The sequence below is a fragment of the Rhizobium sp. PRIMUS64 genome (assembly GCF_023006465.1).
GTDB lineage: Bacteria > Pseudomonadota > Alphaproteobacteria > Rhizobiales > Rhizobiaceae > Rhizobium > Rhizobium leguminosarum.
The window spans coordinates 1-13,687 of the sequence record NZ_JALBGX010000049.1 but is presented as its reverse complement, the minus strand read 5'-3'; the positions used below and the strand labels follow the sequence as shown (position 1 = coordinate 13,687).

16 protein-coding genes and 2 riboswitches are annotated in these 13,687 nt (G+C 61.5%); of the genes, 7 read left to right on the top strand and 9 right to left on the bottom strand.

Annotation, left to right across the window (positions count from 1 at the left end; translation table 11 throughout):
* The first annotated feature begins 47 nt into the window (after positions 1–47).
* From MOV76_RS19745 to sugE, 5 genes are all read left to right on the top strand, one after another.
* The gene (locus MOV76_RS19745) at positions 48–2,069 is read left to right on the top strand and encodes an acetyl/propionyl/methylcrotonyl-CoA carboxylase subunit alpha (protein ID WP_247265122.1); all 2,022 of its coding nucleotides are present in this window, start codon (positions 48–50) and stop codon (positions 2,067–2,069) included.
* A 114-nt stretch (positions 2,070–2,183) separates the two neighbouring features.
* Positions 2,184–3,311, top strand: a complete 1,128-nt coding sequence (locus MOV76_RS19740) for an S-(hydroxymethyl)glutathione dehydrogenase/class III alcohol dehydrogenase (protein WP_018246033.1) — start codon at positions 2,184–2,186, stop codon at positions 3,309–3,311.
* Between the two features lie 151 nt (positions 3,312–3,462).
* The gene (locus tag MOV76_RS19735; protein WP_018242144.1) at positions 3,463–3,861 is read left to right on the top strand and encodes a hypothetical protein; all 399 of its coding nucleotides are present in this window, start codon (positions 3,463–3,465) and stop codon (positions 3,859–3,861) included.
* A 43-nt stretch (positions 3,862–3,904) separates the two neighbouring features.
* The gene (locus MOV76_RS19730) at positions 3,905–4,372 is read left to right on the top strand and encodes a YaiI/YqxD family protein (RefSeq protein ID WP_018242145.1); all 468 of its coding nucleotides are present in this window, start codon (positions 3,905–3,907) and stop codon (positions 4,370–4,372) included.
* Between the two features lie 166 nt (positions 4,373–4,538).
* A complete protein-coding gene (gene sugE / locus MOV76_RS19725; RefSeq protein WP_018072208.1) occupies positions 4,539–4,853 on the top strand; it encodes a quaternary ammonium compound efflux SMR transporter SugE in 315 nt (104 codons plus the stop codon).
* A 41-nt stretch (positions 4,854–4,894) separates the two neighbouring features.
* Here the strand turns inward: sugE and MOV76_RS19720 are convergent, their stop codons facing one another.
* From MOV76_RS19720 to crcB, 7 genes are all read right to left on the bottom strand, one after another.
* Positions 4,895–5,287 (bottom strand): DoxX family protein, encoded by a 393-nt coding sequence (locus MOV76_RS19720; RefSeq protein ID WP_018242146.1) that lies wholly within the window; start codon positions 5,285–5,287, stop codon positions 4,895–4,897.
* A 139-nt stretch (positions 5,288–5,426) separates the two neighbouring features.
* Positions 5,427–6,959, bottom strand: coding sequence for an acyl-CoA carboxylase subunit beta (locus tag MOV76_RS19715; protein ID WP_018445240.1), 1,533 nt, complete (start codon positions 6,957–6,959; stop codon positions 5,427–5,429).
* A gap of 107 nt (positions 6,960–7,066) precedes the next feature.
* Positions 7,067–7,525, bottom strand: a complete 459-nt coding sequence (locus MOV76_RS19710; RefSeq protein WP_168319113.1) for a hypothetical protein — start codon at positions 7,523–7,525, stop codon at positions 7,067–7,069.
* A gap of 67 nt (positions 7,526–7,592) precedes the next feature.
* Positions 7,593–8,378: an ATP12 family chaperone protein gene (locus MOV76_RS19705; RefSeq protein WP_018242149.1), complete on the bottom strand. Its 786-nt coding sequence runs from the start codon at positions 8,376–8,378 to the stop codon at positions 7,593–7,595.
* 9 nt (positions 8,379–8,387) lie between these two features.
* Positions 8,388–9,041 carry an HAD-IA family hydrolase gene (locus MOV76_RS19700; protein WP_018242150.1) on the bottom strand — a complete coding sequence of 218 codons (654 nt, stop codon included), beginning with the start codon at positions 9,039–9,041 and terminating at the stop codon, positions 8,388–8,390.
* Positions 9,038–10,030, bottom strand: a complete 993-nt coding sequence (locus tag MOV76_RS19695; RefSeq protein WP_018242151.1) for an RluA family pseudouridine synthase — start codon at positions 10,028–10,030, stop codon at positions 9,038–9,040. The genes MOV76_RS19700 and MOV76_RS19695 overlap by 4 nt, the downstream gene beginning before the upstream one ends.
* Before the next feature lie 94 nt (positions 10,031–10,124).
* Positions 10,125–10,502 (bottom strand): fluoride efflux transporter CrcB, encoded by a 378-nt coding sequence (crcB, locus tag MOV76_RS19690; protein ID WP_247265121.1) that lies wholly within the window; start codon positions 10,500–10,502, stop codon positions 10,125–10,127.
* A gap of 122 nt (positions 10,503–10,624) precedes the next feature.
* Here crcB and MOV76_RS19685 point away from each other — a divergent pair, with 122 nt between their 5' ends.
* Complete coding sequence (locus MOV76_RS19685; RefSeq protein ID WP_028733766.1) at positions 10,625–10,891, top strand: hypothetical protein; 267 nt, start codon at positions 10,625–10,627, stop codon at positions 10,889–10,891.
* Positions 10,892–11,012: 121 nt separating this feature from the next.
* Here MOV76_RS19685 and MOV76_RS19680 read toward each other — a convergent pair whose 3' ends face one another.
* A complete protein-coding gene (locus tag MOV76_RS19680) occupies positions 11,013–12,014 on the bottom strand; it encodes a DUF1775 domain-containing protein (protein ID WP_028733767.1) in 1,002 nt (333 codons plus the stop codon).
* Positions 12,015–12,087: 73 nt separating this feature from the next.
* Positions 12,088–12,468: a hypothetical protein gene (locus MOV76_RS19675; protein WP_018445234.1), complete on the bottom strand. Its 381-nt coding sequence runs from the start codon at positions 12,466–12,468 to the stop codon at positions 12,088–12,090.
* 157 nt (positions 12,469–12,625) lie between these two features.
* Positions 12,626–12,714: riboswitch (glycine riboswitch) on the top strand.
* Between the two features lie 3 nt (positions 12,715–12,717).
* Positions 12,718–12,798, top strand: a riboswitch (glycine riboswitch).
* Positions 12,799–12,874: 76 nt separating this feature from the next.
* Here MOV76_RS19675 and gcvT point away from each other — a divergent pair.
* On the top strand, positions 12,875–13,687 hold an 813-nt coding region (gene gcvT / locus MOV76_RS19670), incomplete at its 3' end, for a glycine cleavage system aminomethyltransferase GcvT (protein WP_247265120.1).

The window sequence follows — 13,687 nt, the reverse complement described above, 5'->3', positions numbered from 1 at the left end:
GTGTTTTGTGCGTAAAACTCCGGGATGCATTTCTGGGTGGAGTCTCCATGTTCAAGAAAATCCTGATCGCGAATCGCGGCGAAATTGCCTGCCGCGTGATCAAGACTGCGCGCCGCATGGGGATTCTGACCGTCGCGGTCTATTCGGATGCGGATCGGGACGCGCTGCATGTCGAGATGGCTGACGAGGCTGTGCATATCGGCCCGGCGGCGGCGTCGGAGAGTTATCTCGTCGCCGAAAAGATCATCGCCGCCTGCAAGGCGACGGGGGCCGAGGCCGTCCACCCCGGTTACGGCTTCCTCTCCGAACGCGCCTCCTTCTGCGCTGAACTCGAAAAGCAGGGCATCGTCTTCATCGGCCCGAAGCCGAAGGCCATCATGGCGATGGGCGACAAGATCGAATCGAAGAAATTCGCCAATGCCGCCGGTGTCTCCACCGTGCCGGGCCATCTCGGCATCATCGAAGATGCCGCCCATGCGGAAGTGATCGCTGGCGAGATCGGCTATCCTGTCATGATCAAGGCGTCGGCGGGTGGCGGCGGCAAGGGCATGCGCATCGCCTGGAACAAGGCTGATGTGCGTGACGGCTTCGAGCGCGCCCGCTCGGAGGCAAAAAGCTCCTTCGGCGACGACCGCGTCTTCATCGAGAAGTTCGTCGTCGAGCCGCGCCATATCGAGATCCAGGTGCTGGCCGACGCGCATGGCAACGTCGTCTATCTCGGCGAGCGCGAATGCTCGATCCAGCGGCGGAACCAGAAGGTCGCGGAAGAGGCGCCCTCGCCCTTCCTCGATGAAGCCACCCGTAAGTCCATGGGCGAACAGTCGGTGGCGTTGGCGAAGGCCGTCGATTACCAGAGCGCCGGCACCGTCGAATTCATCGTCGACCGCGACCGCAATTTCTATTTCCTAGAAATGAACACCCGCCTGCAGGTCGAGCATCCCGTGACCGAACTCGTCACCGGTATCGATCTCGTCGAGCAGATGATCCGGGTGGCAGCCGGAGAGCCCCTTCCCTTTGCTCAGGAGGACATCAGGCTCGACGGCTGGGCGATTGAGAGCCGGCTCTATGCCGAAGATCCCTACCGCAACTTCCTGCCCTCGATCGGCCGCCTGACGCGTTACCGCCCGCCGGCGGAAGGCAGGACCGGCAATGTCGTTATCCGCAACGATACCGGCGTCTTCGAGGGTGCCGAGATTTCGATGTACTACGATCCGATGATCGCCAAGCTCTGCACCTGGGCGCCGACCCGGCCCGAGGCGATCGACGCCATGGGCCGGGCGCTCGACGGCTTCGTCGTCGATGGCATCGAGCACAATGTGCCTTTCCTGTCGGCGCTGATGAAACATCCGCGCTGGCGCGAGGGCCGGCTGTCCACAGGCTTCATCGCCGAGGAATATCCCGATGGTTTTGCGCCGATGAAACCGGACCCGGCGGAAGAAGCCGTGCTTGCCGGCATCGCCCTCTCCGCCTCGCTGATCGAGACAAACCGCCGCGAACGTTTCGCCGATCGTCTGCGCGCCGCATCGGGCGCGCTGCGCGAGGAATGGGTGGTCAAGATCGGCGACAACCACGTCGCTGCAAGATTGCTCGACGGCCTCGTCACTATCCCCTTCGATATGGACATCGCGATCGAGGGGGCGATAGAGGGCGAGAGCAAGAGTGTTGTCACCGATTGGAGACCGGGGGATCCTGTCTGGAGCGGCAAGGTCGGCGGTCGCGACATCACCGCGCAGATTCGCCCCGTTCTGAACGGGTTGCGTATCGACTGGCAGGGGCTTTCAGTGATTACCAAGGTCTTTTCGCCGCGTCATGCCGAGCTCGACAGGCTGATGCCGGTGAAACTGCCGCCCGATACCTCCAAGCTCCTGCTCTGCCCGATGCCTGGCCTCGTCGTCGCCATCGCGGTTGCCGAGGGCCAGGAGGTCAAGGCCGGTGAGACGCTTGCGATCGTCGAAGCGATGAAGATGGAAAACGTGCTGCGCGCCGACCGCGATCTCGTCATCTCGAAGATCAATGCCGCGGCCGGCGAAAGCCTGGCCGTCGATGCCGTGATCATGGAATTCGCCTGAGAGGAAAAGACCGGGCGACCGGCCGTTTTCGCTTGAGCCGAGTTCGCCGACCATGCCAAGCTCAGCCCGATAAATCAGCTGGGAACCAACAAAAATCGACAGGGAGATGTGAAGATGGACGTTCGCGCCGCCGTTGCCGTTCAGGCCGGAAAACCGCTGGAAGTGATGACCGTGCAGCTGGAAGGGCCGCGGGCCGGCGAAGTGCTGGTCGAGGTCAAGGCGACGGGCATCTGCCACACCGACGATTTCACCCTGTCGGGCGCCGATCCTGAAGGCCTGTTTCCGGCCATTCTCGGCCATGAGGGTGCCGGCATCGTCGTCGATGTCGGCTCCGGCGTCACCTCGGTCAAGAAGGGCGACCATGTCATTCCGCTCTACACCCCGGAATGCCGCGAGTGCTATTCCTGCCTTTCCCGCAAGACCAATCTCTGCACCTCGATCCGCGCTACCCAGGGCCAGGGGCTGATGCCGGATGGAACGAGCCGCTTTTCGATCGGCAAGGACAAGATCCACCACTATATGGGGTGCTCGACTTTTTCGAACTTCACCGTGCTGCCGGAGATCGCCCTTGCCAAGGTCAATCCCGACGCGCCGTTCGACAAGATCTGCTACATCGGCTGCGGCGTGACGACCGGCATCGGTGCGGTCATCAATACCGCCAAGGTGGAGATCGGCGCCACGGCGATCGTCTTCGGTCTCGGCGGCATCGGTCTCAACGTGCTTCAGGGCCTGCGTCTTGCCGGTGCCGACATGATCATCGGCGTCGATATCAACCCTGACCGCAAGGCATGGGGCGAGAAATTCGGCATGACCCATTTCGTCAATCCGAAGGAGGTCGGTGACGACATCGTGCCTTACCTCGTCAACCTGACCAAACGCAACGGCGACCTGATCGGTGGCGCCGACTACACCTTCGACTGCACCGGCAACACCAAGGTGATGCGCCAGGCACTGGAAGCCAGCCATCGCGGCTGGGGCAAGTCGGTTATCATCGGCGTGGCCGGCGCCGGCCAGGAAATCTCCACCCGTCCGTTCCAACTGGTCACCGGCCGCAACTGGATGGGCACGGCTTTCGGCGGCGCGCGCGGCCGCACCGACGTGCCGAAGATCGTCGAATGGTACATGCAGGGCAAGATCCAGATCGATCCGATGATCACCCACACCATGCCGCTCGAAGACATCAACAAGGGCTTCGAGCTGATGCATTCAGGCAAAAGCATCCGCGGCGTCGTGGTGTACTAATGCATGACACAAAGACTGCGGGCTTGAAGTAAAACCGCTCGATACCCCAAAAATAACGGGCCTGATCTGCAGAGGGCTTCACCAAGTGTGAAGCCCTTTCATGTTACCGCTTCGGTGCTTGGCAATCGTGCTTCGCCAAAAGGGGGGCCCTATGATTTTTCGGACTATTATTTCGGCCTGTGCATTTGTGTTACTGCCCGCCATTGCATTTGCGGACCCCACAGGTTCCTACAAGGTCGCTGGCACCAGCGAGGACGGCAGCAAATATCAGGGCACCGTCAAGGTGCTTCGCAACGGCGAGACCTATATCGTCGACTGGATGATCGGCAAGAACGAGTCGATCGGCACCGGCCTCGGCGCAAAATTCAGCGGCGATCGTTTCGAAATGGGTCCGGCAAGCGACGAGGATACGGCGATCTCCGTCGGCTACGTCTCCAAGGAGAATTTCGGCATCGCCATGTATTTCGAGCAGCCGGACGGCAGCTGGCAGGGTGTCTGGACCTATGGCGGCTCGGAAAAGGTTGCGAGCGAAATCTGGACTCGCGAGTAATCCGCGCGTATCAGGCGTCGGCATTGAATGAGGTAAACAGCCTTTGATCTATGTCGACGCCGATGCCTGCCCGGTGAAGCCGGAAATCCTGAAGGTGGCCGAACGTCTCGGCCTCGAAGTCACCTTCGTGGCCAATTCCGGCCTGCGCCCCTCGCGCGATCCGATGATCCACAACGTCATCGTCTCCAACGCCTTTGACGCCGCCGACAACTGGATCGCCGAACGAGCCGGTGCGGGCGATGTTGTCGTCACCGCCGATGTGCCGCTTGCCGTACGCTGTGTCGCCGCTAGCGCCTTCGTCAGCGGACCCACAGGGCGCGTCTTCGACGAGACCAATATCGGCATGGCGAGCGCCATGCGCGATCTCGGCGCGCACTTGCGTGAAACCGGCGAGAGCAAGGGCTACAACGCCGCCTTCAGCCCGAAAGACCGTTCACGCTTCCTCGAAACCTTCGATCGCCTCTGCCGCCGCGCCAAGAGCCTTTCCGCCGAGGCTGGCGGGCAATCCTGATCCGGCTCCCAAGCCCGCAAGAAACGGGTGGCATGGCAGCCGTGCCGATTCCGACCTTGAACACCGCCGCCGCCTCACGCATATAGGCGTTATCGCAGACGACTGCGGCATCCTCCAGGATGCAACTGTCGCGGGGACGGCCTCGCTCTTGAACAAGGAGAGTCGCATGGCCTGGTTTCTGCTTTTTCTCGCCGGTCTTTTTGAATGTGGCTGGGCAATCGGCCTTAAATATACCGATGGTTTCACGCGGCCGCTGCCGACGGCGCTGACCGTCATATCCATGGTGGTGAGCATCGTGCTGCTCGGCCTGGCGGTGAAGCACCTGCCGATCGGCACCGCCTATGCGGTCTGGACCGGCATCGGCACGGTCGGCACCGTATTTCTCGGCATCTGGCTGCTCGGCGATGAGGCAAGTGTCTCCCGTCTTGCCTGCATCACTTTGATCGTCGCCGGCATCGCCGGTCTCAAGCTTACCGCCTGATGTCAGACTGAGGGGCGTCGCGACGCCCCTCAGTCTATCGTTCAGGCTGTCTTGCGGTTATCGACGGCAAAAGCGCCGGGACCGGAGAAGAACAGGTAAAGGAAGACGAAGCAGAACAGGATCGCGGCGTCACCCTGGTTGACGGCCGGGAAGAAGCTGTTCGGAGCATGCGCCATGAAATAGGCGACGGCCATTTCACCGGCGAGGAGGAAGGCGACAGGGCGCGTCAGCAGGCCGACGAGAATGAGGATACCGCCGATAAGCTCAAGAAGGGCGGCGAAAAGCATCAGCGGCGGCAGCGGGCCGGCCATCTGCGCAGCCGGGAAAGCGAAAAGCTTCATCGTGCCGTGTTCGATGAACAGCAGCGCGGTGATGATTCTGAGAGCGGCCAGCCCATAGGGGCGATAGGCAGAAAGACGCTCGAAAGTTGACATTAAACCTCTCCATTAAAACAATAAGAGCCGAGCGTTAGCCTGTCCCTCGCAAGGATTGAACACACGGATCGCTGACGGCCGTTCACTTTTTCGACAGCGGGTAAACACCCGATCGCGCAGCTTTGTTCGGCGGAAAACGTTAAAGCGGGATGTTGTCGTGTTTCTTCCACGGATTGGCGAGATCCTTGTTGCGCAGCATCTTCAGCCCGCGCGCCAGCCGCCGCCGGGTGGAATGCGGCATGATCACCTCGTCGACATAACCACGCTCGGCGGCAACGAAGGGCGAGAGGAACCGGTCCTCATACATTTTCGTATGGGCGGCGATCTTTTCGGGATCGGCGATATCCTTGCGGAAGATGATCTCGACGGCGCCCTTGGCGCCCATCACGGCGATCTGCGCCGTCGGCCAAGCATAGTTGAGATCACCGCGCAGATGCTTCGACGCCATCACGTCATAGGCGCCGCCGAAAGCCTTGCGGGTGATGACGGTGAGCTTCGGCACCGTCGCCTCGGCGTAGGCAAAGAGCAGCTTGGCGCCGTGTTTGATGAGGCCGCCATATTCCTGCGCCGTACCCGGCAGGAAACCCGGCACGTCGACGAAGGTGACGATTGGAATGTTGAAGCAGTCGCAGAAGCGCACGAAACGGGCCGCCTTGCGCGATGCGTCACTGTCGAGCACGCCGGCCAGCACCATCGGCTGGTTGGCGACGAAACCGACGGTGGAGCCTTCGACGCGGCCGAAGCCGCAGACGATATTTCCGGCAAAACTCGCCTGGATCTCGAAGAAATCCCCCTCGTCCGCCACCTTCCGGATCAGTTCCTTGATGTCGTAAGGCTTGTTGGAACTCGCCGGCACCAGCGTGTCAAGCGAGGTGTCGATCTCTGTCACCGACTGGTAACATTCGATCTCGGGCAGCGGCGCGGTATTTGACAGCGGCAGGAAATCGATCAGCCGCCGTACCTGCAAGAGCGTTTCGACGTCATTGTCATAGGCGCCATCGGCAATCGACGAGCGCACCGTATGCACCACGGCGCCGCCGAGTTCTTCGGCCGTCACCGTCTCGTTGGTCACGGTTTTCACCACATCGGGACCGGTGACGAACATGTAGGAGGTATCACGCACCATGAAAATGAAATCTGTCATCGCAGGCGAATAAACGTCGCCGCCGGCGCAAGGACCCATGATCACCGAGATCTGCGGAATGACGCCGGAGGCGAGCACATTGCGCTGGAATACCTCGGCATAACCGCCGAGAGCCGCCACGCCCTCCTGGATACGGGCGCCGCCCGCATCATAGATACCGACAATCGGCGCGCGGTTCTTCAGCGCCATGTCCTGCACCTTCATGATCTTCTCGGCATGCGCTTCCGATAGCGAGCCGCCGAAGACGGTGAAGTCCTTGGCGAAGACGAACACCGTGCGGCCATTGACCGTGCCCCAGCCGGTGACGACGCCGTCGCCGGCAATCCGGCTCTTATCCATGCCGAAATCGGTGGAGCGATGTTCGACAAACATGTCGAATTCCTCGAAGGAGCCCTCATCGAGGAAGAGGTCAATACGCTCGCGCGCCGTCAGCTTGCCGCGTTTGTGCTGGGCGTCGATGCGTGCTTCGCCGCCGCCAAGGCGGGCAATGCCGCGGCGCCGTTCCAGTTCCTCGAGAATTTCCTTCATGTAATCTCCCTCGCCGCTGCGGGCGGCAATCCGGCGGTTGGATTATGCGCTAGAGCATGATGCCGAAAAGTGAGCGCGGTTTTCGGACAACATCATGTTCTAACTATTTAGCGCCCGCGCCCGCTGAGTGAGAAAACCGAGCGTATCCTTGCCGCGACGTCCTCGGCCAGGATCTCGTCGGCAAGCTTGGGATCAGCAGCAATGCTGGTCACGTCGAAGGCGCTGACGGCGATGACCGAGCCGTCCTCGACCGAGGCCGCGTCGATGCTGATCTTGGCGACGTTGCGGTCCTTCTGGAAGCCGAGGCCCTTTTGGATGGAAACCACGCGGATCGTCAGCACCACCCGCGGCAGCACGGTGTCGCGCACGGTGGCGTTGATCGCGGCGTTGACGCGGTCGTTGATGCCGGAAAGCAGCTCGGCCGGCATGTTCGGACCGGAGAGAACGACGGCGCTGCGCACATCATAGACCGGTGCCTCCGGCTTGGTGGCCGAGAGGCCGACGCAGGCCGTAAGCGCGATACAGACAAGTGCGGCCCGGCAAAAACACGACCTCAGCCAATTCATTGCAAAATCCCGCACCACCCCGTTGGAGTCGCAGACTTCGTCATAATGCATTGGAAGGCAATATGTTTCAGGCGCTTAGGGCGAAAAAAACATCCGCTGCCGCTTTGAACTCGGCAAAGCGCTTGGCCCGCCGCTCCTCGGCTTCCTCGTCGCTGCCCCAATGCTCGATCGTCCAATCCTCGTCGAGATGGGCAAGCGACCAGGCCTCCTCAGTCGTTACCCGGCCCTCGGCGAAGGCGAGCGCCAGGATCGCCGAGCCGGTCAGCGTGGTGACCGTGTGGAGCGCTGCAAGTGCCATCGGGCTATCATATCTCGCGAGCGTGACGGCGAAGGCGGCAGTCGCCTCGCGCGGCTGCTCCTGAGGCATCACCCCTTCGACGAGGATGAACCGGGCGCCGAGATCATTCGCCGCCCAGTCGATCACGGGATCCCAGTGCTCGGCCTGGCGTTCGACCAGAAGTTCCGGCTCCCCCGCTCGGTAGCAGATGAGGTCGCTGGAAGAAAAGCGCAGGATATCCTCGAAGATCGCCTGCGCGTTGGCGGCAACGCCGTCGAGTGCGGTGTTGACGAGCCGCGTTACCGGCATGCTCACGGGATTGATCTCCTCGCCCTGCGCCTGCCATTCGGCAGCGACAAGCTGCGCGAGCGCCTCGGTCGGCACGGCGAGAACCTGCCGTGCCGGCGTGCGCACCATCTTGCCGTCGAGCGTGATCGCAAAACCGCCCTCGTGTTCGGCAATGGAGACGTCGGTATAGAAGCGCTTCGGCAGCGGCTTCTTCATCTGGATCTGCGCGCGGCGGATGGGATCGGGATGGCTCAGGCCTTCGGAAAGGTCGTTCAGCAGATCGCGCATGGGCTCACCTCAAGAAAAATGACGCAATATCTCGTTCGGATGGTAGGCGATCGCATCAGCGCCGTTGGCGATCAGCTCATCCACGCTGGCATAGCCCCAGGCAACACCGATCGCCTTGGCGCCGGCAGCCTTTGCCATCTGCATATCGTAAACCGCGTCGCCGATGACAATGGTGTCGGCGGCATTCATGCCGGTTTCATCGCAGCATTCCGTCACCATGGCTGGATGCGGCTTGGAGGGGCAATCGTCGGCGGTGCGTGCGACGATGAAATGCGCGTCGAAACCATGTGTCTCCATCACGAGCTTGAGCCCGCGGCGGGATTTGCCCGTCACCGCGCCGATCAGCAGGTCATCGCGCCCGCTGATCGCGTCGATCATCTCGCGGATGCCGGGAAACAGCGGCTCCCTGTAATCGAGGTCCTGACGCACGATCGAGAACAGCGATTTGTAATGCGCCGTCATGTCGATGTCTTCCTGCTCCACATGCTGCCTGCCCTGCATGCGGGCAATCGCAATATCGAGGGACAGGCCGATAATGGCCTTGGTGTCTTCAAAGCGCGGTTCCGGCCTGCCGAACTTATCGAAGGTCCTGCGCATGGTTTCGTGGATCAGACCGGCGCTATCGACCAGTGTGCCATCGCAATCGAAAAGCGCCAGTTTCATTCGGCGTCCCTTTCGGCACTGGCGAGATCGAGGCCGAGAAGATTCCAGGTCTGCACCATATGCGACGGCAGCGGCGCACTGATGCGCAGGCGCCCGCCGGAGGGGTGCGGGATGTCGATGTGACGTGCGTGCAGATGCAGCTTCTTCTGGACGCCGCCTGGAAAATCCCAATTCGGATCGTCGTCGAAATATTTCGGATCGCCGATGATCGGATGGCCGATATGCAGCGCGTGCACACGCAGCTGATGGGTACGGCCGGTATAGGGTTCCATCTCCAGCCAGGCGAGGTTCTGGGCGGCGGTTTCGAGCACACGATAGAAGGAGACGGCGTGATCTGCTCCATCCTCGCCGTGCTTGGCGATACGCATGCGGTCGCCGTCAGCCGTCGGCTCCTTGACGAGCCAGGTCGAGATCTTGTCTTCGTGTTTGCGTGGCACGCCCTTGACCAGCGCCCAGTAGGTCTTCTTGGTATCGCGCTCGCGGAAGGCCGCCGTCAGCTTCTGCGCGGCACCGCGGGTGCGGGCGATGACGAGAACACCAGACGTATCGCGGTCGAGACGGTGGACGAGCCGCGGCTTCTCGCCCTTCGGGCTGGTCCAGGCTTCGAGCATCTGGTCGATATGCCTGGCGACGCCGGAGCCGCCCTGCACGGCAAGACCGGGTGGCTTGTTGAGCACGATCACCTTTTCGTCCTCATGCAGCACCATGCGCGACAGCAGTTCGAAATCCGTCGAATGCTTGAGATCCTTGCCGGCGATCGGTCCTGACTTCAGCTTGGCATCGACATCCAGCGGCGGCACGCGCACCGTCTGGCCGGGCTGCACGCGCGCATCCGATTTGACACGTCCGCCGTCGACGCGCACCTGGCCGGAGCGCAGCAGCTTCTGCAGCGGGCCGAAACCGAGCCCCGGAAAGTGTACCTTGAACCAGCGATCGAGCCGCATGCCGGCTTCGTCGGGTTCAACCTTGATATGTTCAATGCCAGCCATAAAAAATCTTTCGGAAATTGCAGCGCAGGCCGAGCCGGCGTTCTTGCCGCAGCCTTTAGAGCATTTTCACGCAAAACGGAAACCGGAAAAGAAATCAGGCCAAAGCGCGCATGACAGCAAGGCCTGCTATGACGGCCGCCATCGAAAGTCCGACGCTCGCAGCGATATAAATGCCGCCGGCAACAGCCTCGCCGCGTTCGAACAGCGAGATGGCATCCAGCGAGAAGGCCGAAAAAGTGGTGAAGCCACCGAGGAAGCCGGTGATCAGCAAAAGGCGCAGTTCCGTCGAGGCGTTGAACTTCCGCGCGATCAGCTCGGCGAAGACGCCAATGACGAAGCAGCCGACAACATTGACGGCAAGCGTTCCCCAGGGAAAGGTCGGCCCCATGAGACGTAGCGTCCACTGACCGACGTAATATCTGAGAACGGAACCGATAGCGCCGCCGAAGGCGACAAGGAGAGTCTGGATCATGAGCCGGATTTACCGCGTTGCGAAAGTGATTCCAATCGAGCTCATATGAATTCTTACCATTTTGTAAAATGCCAATGATTTTCTTATGATGGCGCCAAGGTCATGCCGATACGGTGACTGGCATGACCCAGCTCCTGTCCATATCGGCCAACACCGCCGCGGTTGCTTTCGAGTCGCTCCGAATCCCGCAGCGTGTCGCGACGAGCACTGCGGCGCGCGACGCACGGCGGGCTGTCGACCGGCAGTTGAAGGCCGAAGGCACTGAGGAAATAGACGAGCCCTCCAGCATCATCCAGTCAACCGAAGTTGCGCTCGACTTGATGGCGAAGGGCAACCGCCAGCCGCAGTCCGGCCTGAAACAGGCGCTGCGATCCTACGAAGACTTCTGAGGCTATCGCCTTCCAAACGAAAGCCCGCGACTGCGATTGCTGTCGCGGGCTTTTTTTAACTACAGCGCCGCGCGTCTTTCCAGACGCGCAAAGGACGCTGTAGCACTTTGAATCGCTGCTCTCACTTGCCTTGAGCGGAGAGCACCTGCAGGACCAGATCGACCTTGCCGGCCCTTTCGAAGGTCAGCGTCACCGGCACCGTGTCTCCCTGCTTGAACGGCGTCTTCACCTTCTGGAACATCAGGTGCAGGTTGCCGGGCTCAAGCTTGACCGTCTCACCAGCGGCGATGGCGATGCCGTCCTTCAGCTGGCGCATCCGCATGACGTTGTCCTTGGTCTCCATCTCGTGGATCTGAACTTCGCCTGATACAGGCGAGGTCACGGACAGCAGGCGATCGTCCGTCTTGCCGTTGTTTTTCACCGTGAAAAAGCCGCCGCCGACCGGCTGGCCGGGCAGCATTGCCTTGGCGAAGCCGCCGGAAATTTCGAGATCGCCGGCCTTGACCGTTTCGCCAGCCGGTGCGGCAGCGGCCATGCCAGCCATGCCGGACATGTCCATGCCGGCCATATCGTCATGGTCGTGACCATGGTCTTCGCCGGCGACGACCTTCAACAGCGGCGCCGGGCTTTTCAGTCCATGCGCGTCGCCACCTTCCTTTGCCACCTGATCCCAGGCCGTGACCGTATCGCCGCACATCTGCGTCACCGGAAAGGCGAGCGAGGTGCCGGCCTCGACTCCTGACACTTTACCCTGGATGACGAAAGTATCGTAGAAATCGTCGGAGAGATTGCCGTTCTTCCAGCGCACTTCGATCGCGCCCGTCTTCACCTTGTCGCCGTGATTGTCGTAGGTCTTCTGGTAGTCGCCCTTGATCACGTCGAGCTCCCAGCCTGCCTTCGGCTGCGGCTTGGCGAAGACGAAGCCTTCCGGCAGCTTGACCCGCACTTCCGTGGTCGCCTTGCCGTCGCAGCCGTGCGGCACCTGCAGCGTGGCAAGAATGGTGCTGTCCTGCTTCGCCTCTCTGTCGAGGAAGGTCACGTGCGCCTCAGCGCCGGCAAAGGCGGTCGCGGAAAGAACGGCGGCAAGCCCGAATGTCTTGCCAAATGTCTTGATAGTTTTCATCGGATATCTCCTCGCCGGCCACGGACCTCTCTCGGGCGGACCGGCATGCTGCATCATGGGTTGCGGAAGCAGATCAGGCGAGGACGGGAGGTGCGCGGGAATTCGGCCGGCTGACGGCGCTTACGCTGGCAACTGCTGAGGTTTCGATCGGCGCGTTGATCAGCGCGGCGAGCTTGCGCTCGAGCCAGGAGCCCGCATCCGGCGCCGGCAGGATGACGGAGGCCGACAGCCGACAGGCTTCGCAATTCGGCTTGAAGGCGACGGTCTTGCCGTCGGTGTCCTTCACGGTGACGCAGAGCGAGGCGAAGGTACCGTCAGGCAGCACATAGGCCGCTGCATCGTAGCCTTCGGAGGCGACAGCCTGAGGTGCCTGATGGGCGAGGCCAAGCAAAAGCAGGCTCAATGCGCAAAGCATGCGCAGGAAGAGCGTCGCTTTCAGTCCGGTCTGCCGCATGAGATCCCCTTCAACAGCATGTCGCGATAGCCGGTTTCCCCACGGAATGCAAAAGCAGATTTGCCGCAGATCAGGGCTTGGCATGGATATGGCGACAAAAAATTGTCCGGTCACGACATTTGGCCTTGCCAAGCGCTACACCCGCCGGATAATTGCGCCAACCTTGTTGGGAGAAGCCGGTGCTTTCGCCACCGGTGCCGAAGGAGCAACCGCCCCGGAAACTCTCAGGCAAAAGGACCAGCAAGGGGCAGACGGAACTCTGGAGAGAAGCGTTCTCGAAACGCTCGCCGAAGGGATAACAATCTCAGGCAAAGGGACAGAGGGGGCTCAGGAGAGAAGTGCGCAGCCGCGCCTTCAGATTTGAGCCCGCGCCTTCGTGAGAAGGCGCAAACCCCGGAGGCGTCTTTTGGACGATACTGCTGCCCTGAAGAAAACCCCGCTGCATGCCCTGCATCTTTCGCTCGGCGCCCGCATGGTGCCGTTCGCGGGTTACGACATGCCGGTGCAATACCCCGCAGGCGTCATGAAGGAGCATCTTCATACCCGCGCCGAAGCCGGCCTCTTCGATGTCTCCCACATGGGCCAGGTCATCGTGAAGGCGAAATCTGGCAGCTACGAGGATGCGGCGCTGGCGCTCGAAAGCCTGGTGCCGGTCGATATCCTCGGCCTTGCCGAAGGCCGCCAGCGTTATGGCTTCTTCACCGATGATACCGGCTGCATTCTCGACGATCTGATGATCACTCATCTCGACGATCACCTTTTCATCGTCGTCAACGCTTCCTGCAAGGAGGCCGATCTCGCTCATCTGCAGGCCCATATCGGCGACCAGTGCGACATCACGCTCCTCAATCGCGCTTTGATCGCGCTACAGGGACCGCGCGCGGTCGAAGTTCTCGCCGAGCTCTGGGCCGACGTCGCGGCGATGAAATTCATGGACGTGCGCCATTGCCGCCTGCACGATGTTTCCTGTCTGGTCTCGCGCTCCGGCTATAGCGGCGAGGACGGCTTCGAGATTTCGATCCCCGTCGACAAGGCCGAGGATGTCACCATGAGGTTGCTCGAGCATCCCGATGTCCAGGCGATCGGCCTTGGCGCCCGCGATTCGCTGCGCCTGGAAGCCGGCCTCTGCCTCTACGGCAACGATATCGACACGACCACCTCACCGGTCGAGGCGGCGCTGGAGTGGGCCATGCAGAAGGCAAGACGCGGCAACGGCGCG

Bases quoted from the DNA above. Each gene is read 5' to 3' on its own strand.
- MOV76_RS19745 (WP_247265122.1), top strand. From the start codon at position 48: ATGTTCAAGAAAATCCTGATCGCGAATCGCGGCGAAATTGCCTGCCGC.
- MOV76_RS19740 (WP_018246033.1), top strand. From the start codon at position 2,184: ATGGACGTTCGCGCCGCCGTTGCCGTTCAGGCCGGAAAACCGCTGGAA.
- MOV76_RS19735 (WP_018242144.1), top strand. From the start codon at position 3,463: ATGATTTTTCGGACTATTATTTCGGCCTGTGCATTTGTGTTACTGCCC.
- sugE (WP_018072208.1), top strand. From the start codon at position 4,539: ATGGCCTGGTTTCTGCTTTTTCTCGCCGGTCTTTTTGAATGTGGCTGG.
- MOV76_RS19720 (WP_018242146.1), bottom strand. From the start codon at position 5,287: ATGTCAACTTTCGAGCGTCTTTCTGCCTATCGCCCCTATGGGCTGGCC.
- MOV76_RS19715 (WP_018445240.1), bottom strand. From the start codon at position 6,959: ATGAAGGAAATTCTCGAGGAACTGGAACGGCGCCGCGGCATTGCCCGC.
- MOV76_RS19710 (WP_168319113.1), bottom strand. From the start codon at position 7,525: ATGAATTGGCTGAGGTCGTGTTTTTGCCGGGCCGCACTTGTCTGTATC.
- MOV76_RS19705 (WP_018242149.1), bottom strand. From the start codon at position 8,378: ATGCGCGATCTGCTGAACGACCTTTCCGAAGGCCTGAGCCATCCCGAT.
- MOV76_RS19700 (WP_018242150.1), bottom strand. From the start codon at position 9,041: ATGAAACTGGCGCTTTTCGATTGCGATGGCACACTGGTCGATAGCGCC.
- MOV76_RS19695 (WP_018242151.1), bottom strand. From the start codon at position 10,030: ATGGCTGGCATTGAACATATCAAGGTTGAACCCGACGAAGCCGGCATG.
- crcB (WP_247265121.1), bottom strand. From the start codon at position 10,502: ATGATCCAGACTCTCCTTGTCGCCTTCGGCGGCGCTATCGGTTCCGTT.
- MOV76_RS19685 (WP_028733766.1), top strand. From the start codon at position 10,625: ATGACCCAGCTCCTGTCCATATCGGCCAACACCGCCGCGGTTGCTTTC.
- MOV76_RS19680 (WP_028733767.1), bottom strand. From the start codon at position 12,014: ATGAAAACTATCAAGACATTTGGCAAGACATTCGGGCTTGCCGCCGTT.
- MOV76_RS19675 (WP_018445234.1), bottom strand. From the start codon at position 12,468: ATGCGGCAGACCGGACTGAAAGCGACGCTCTTCCTGCGCATGCTTTGC.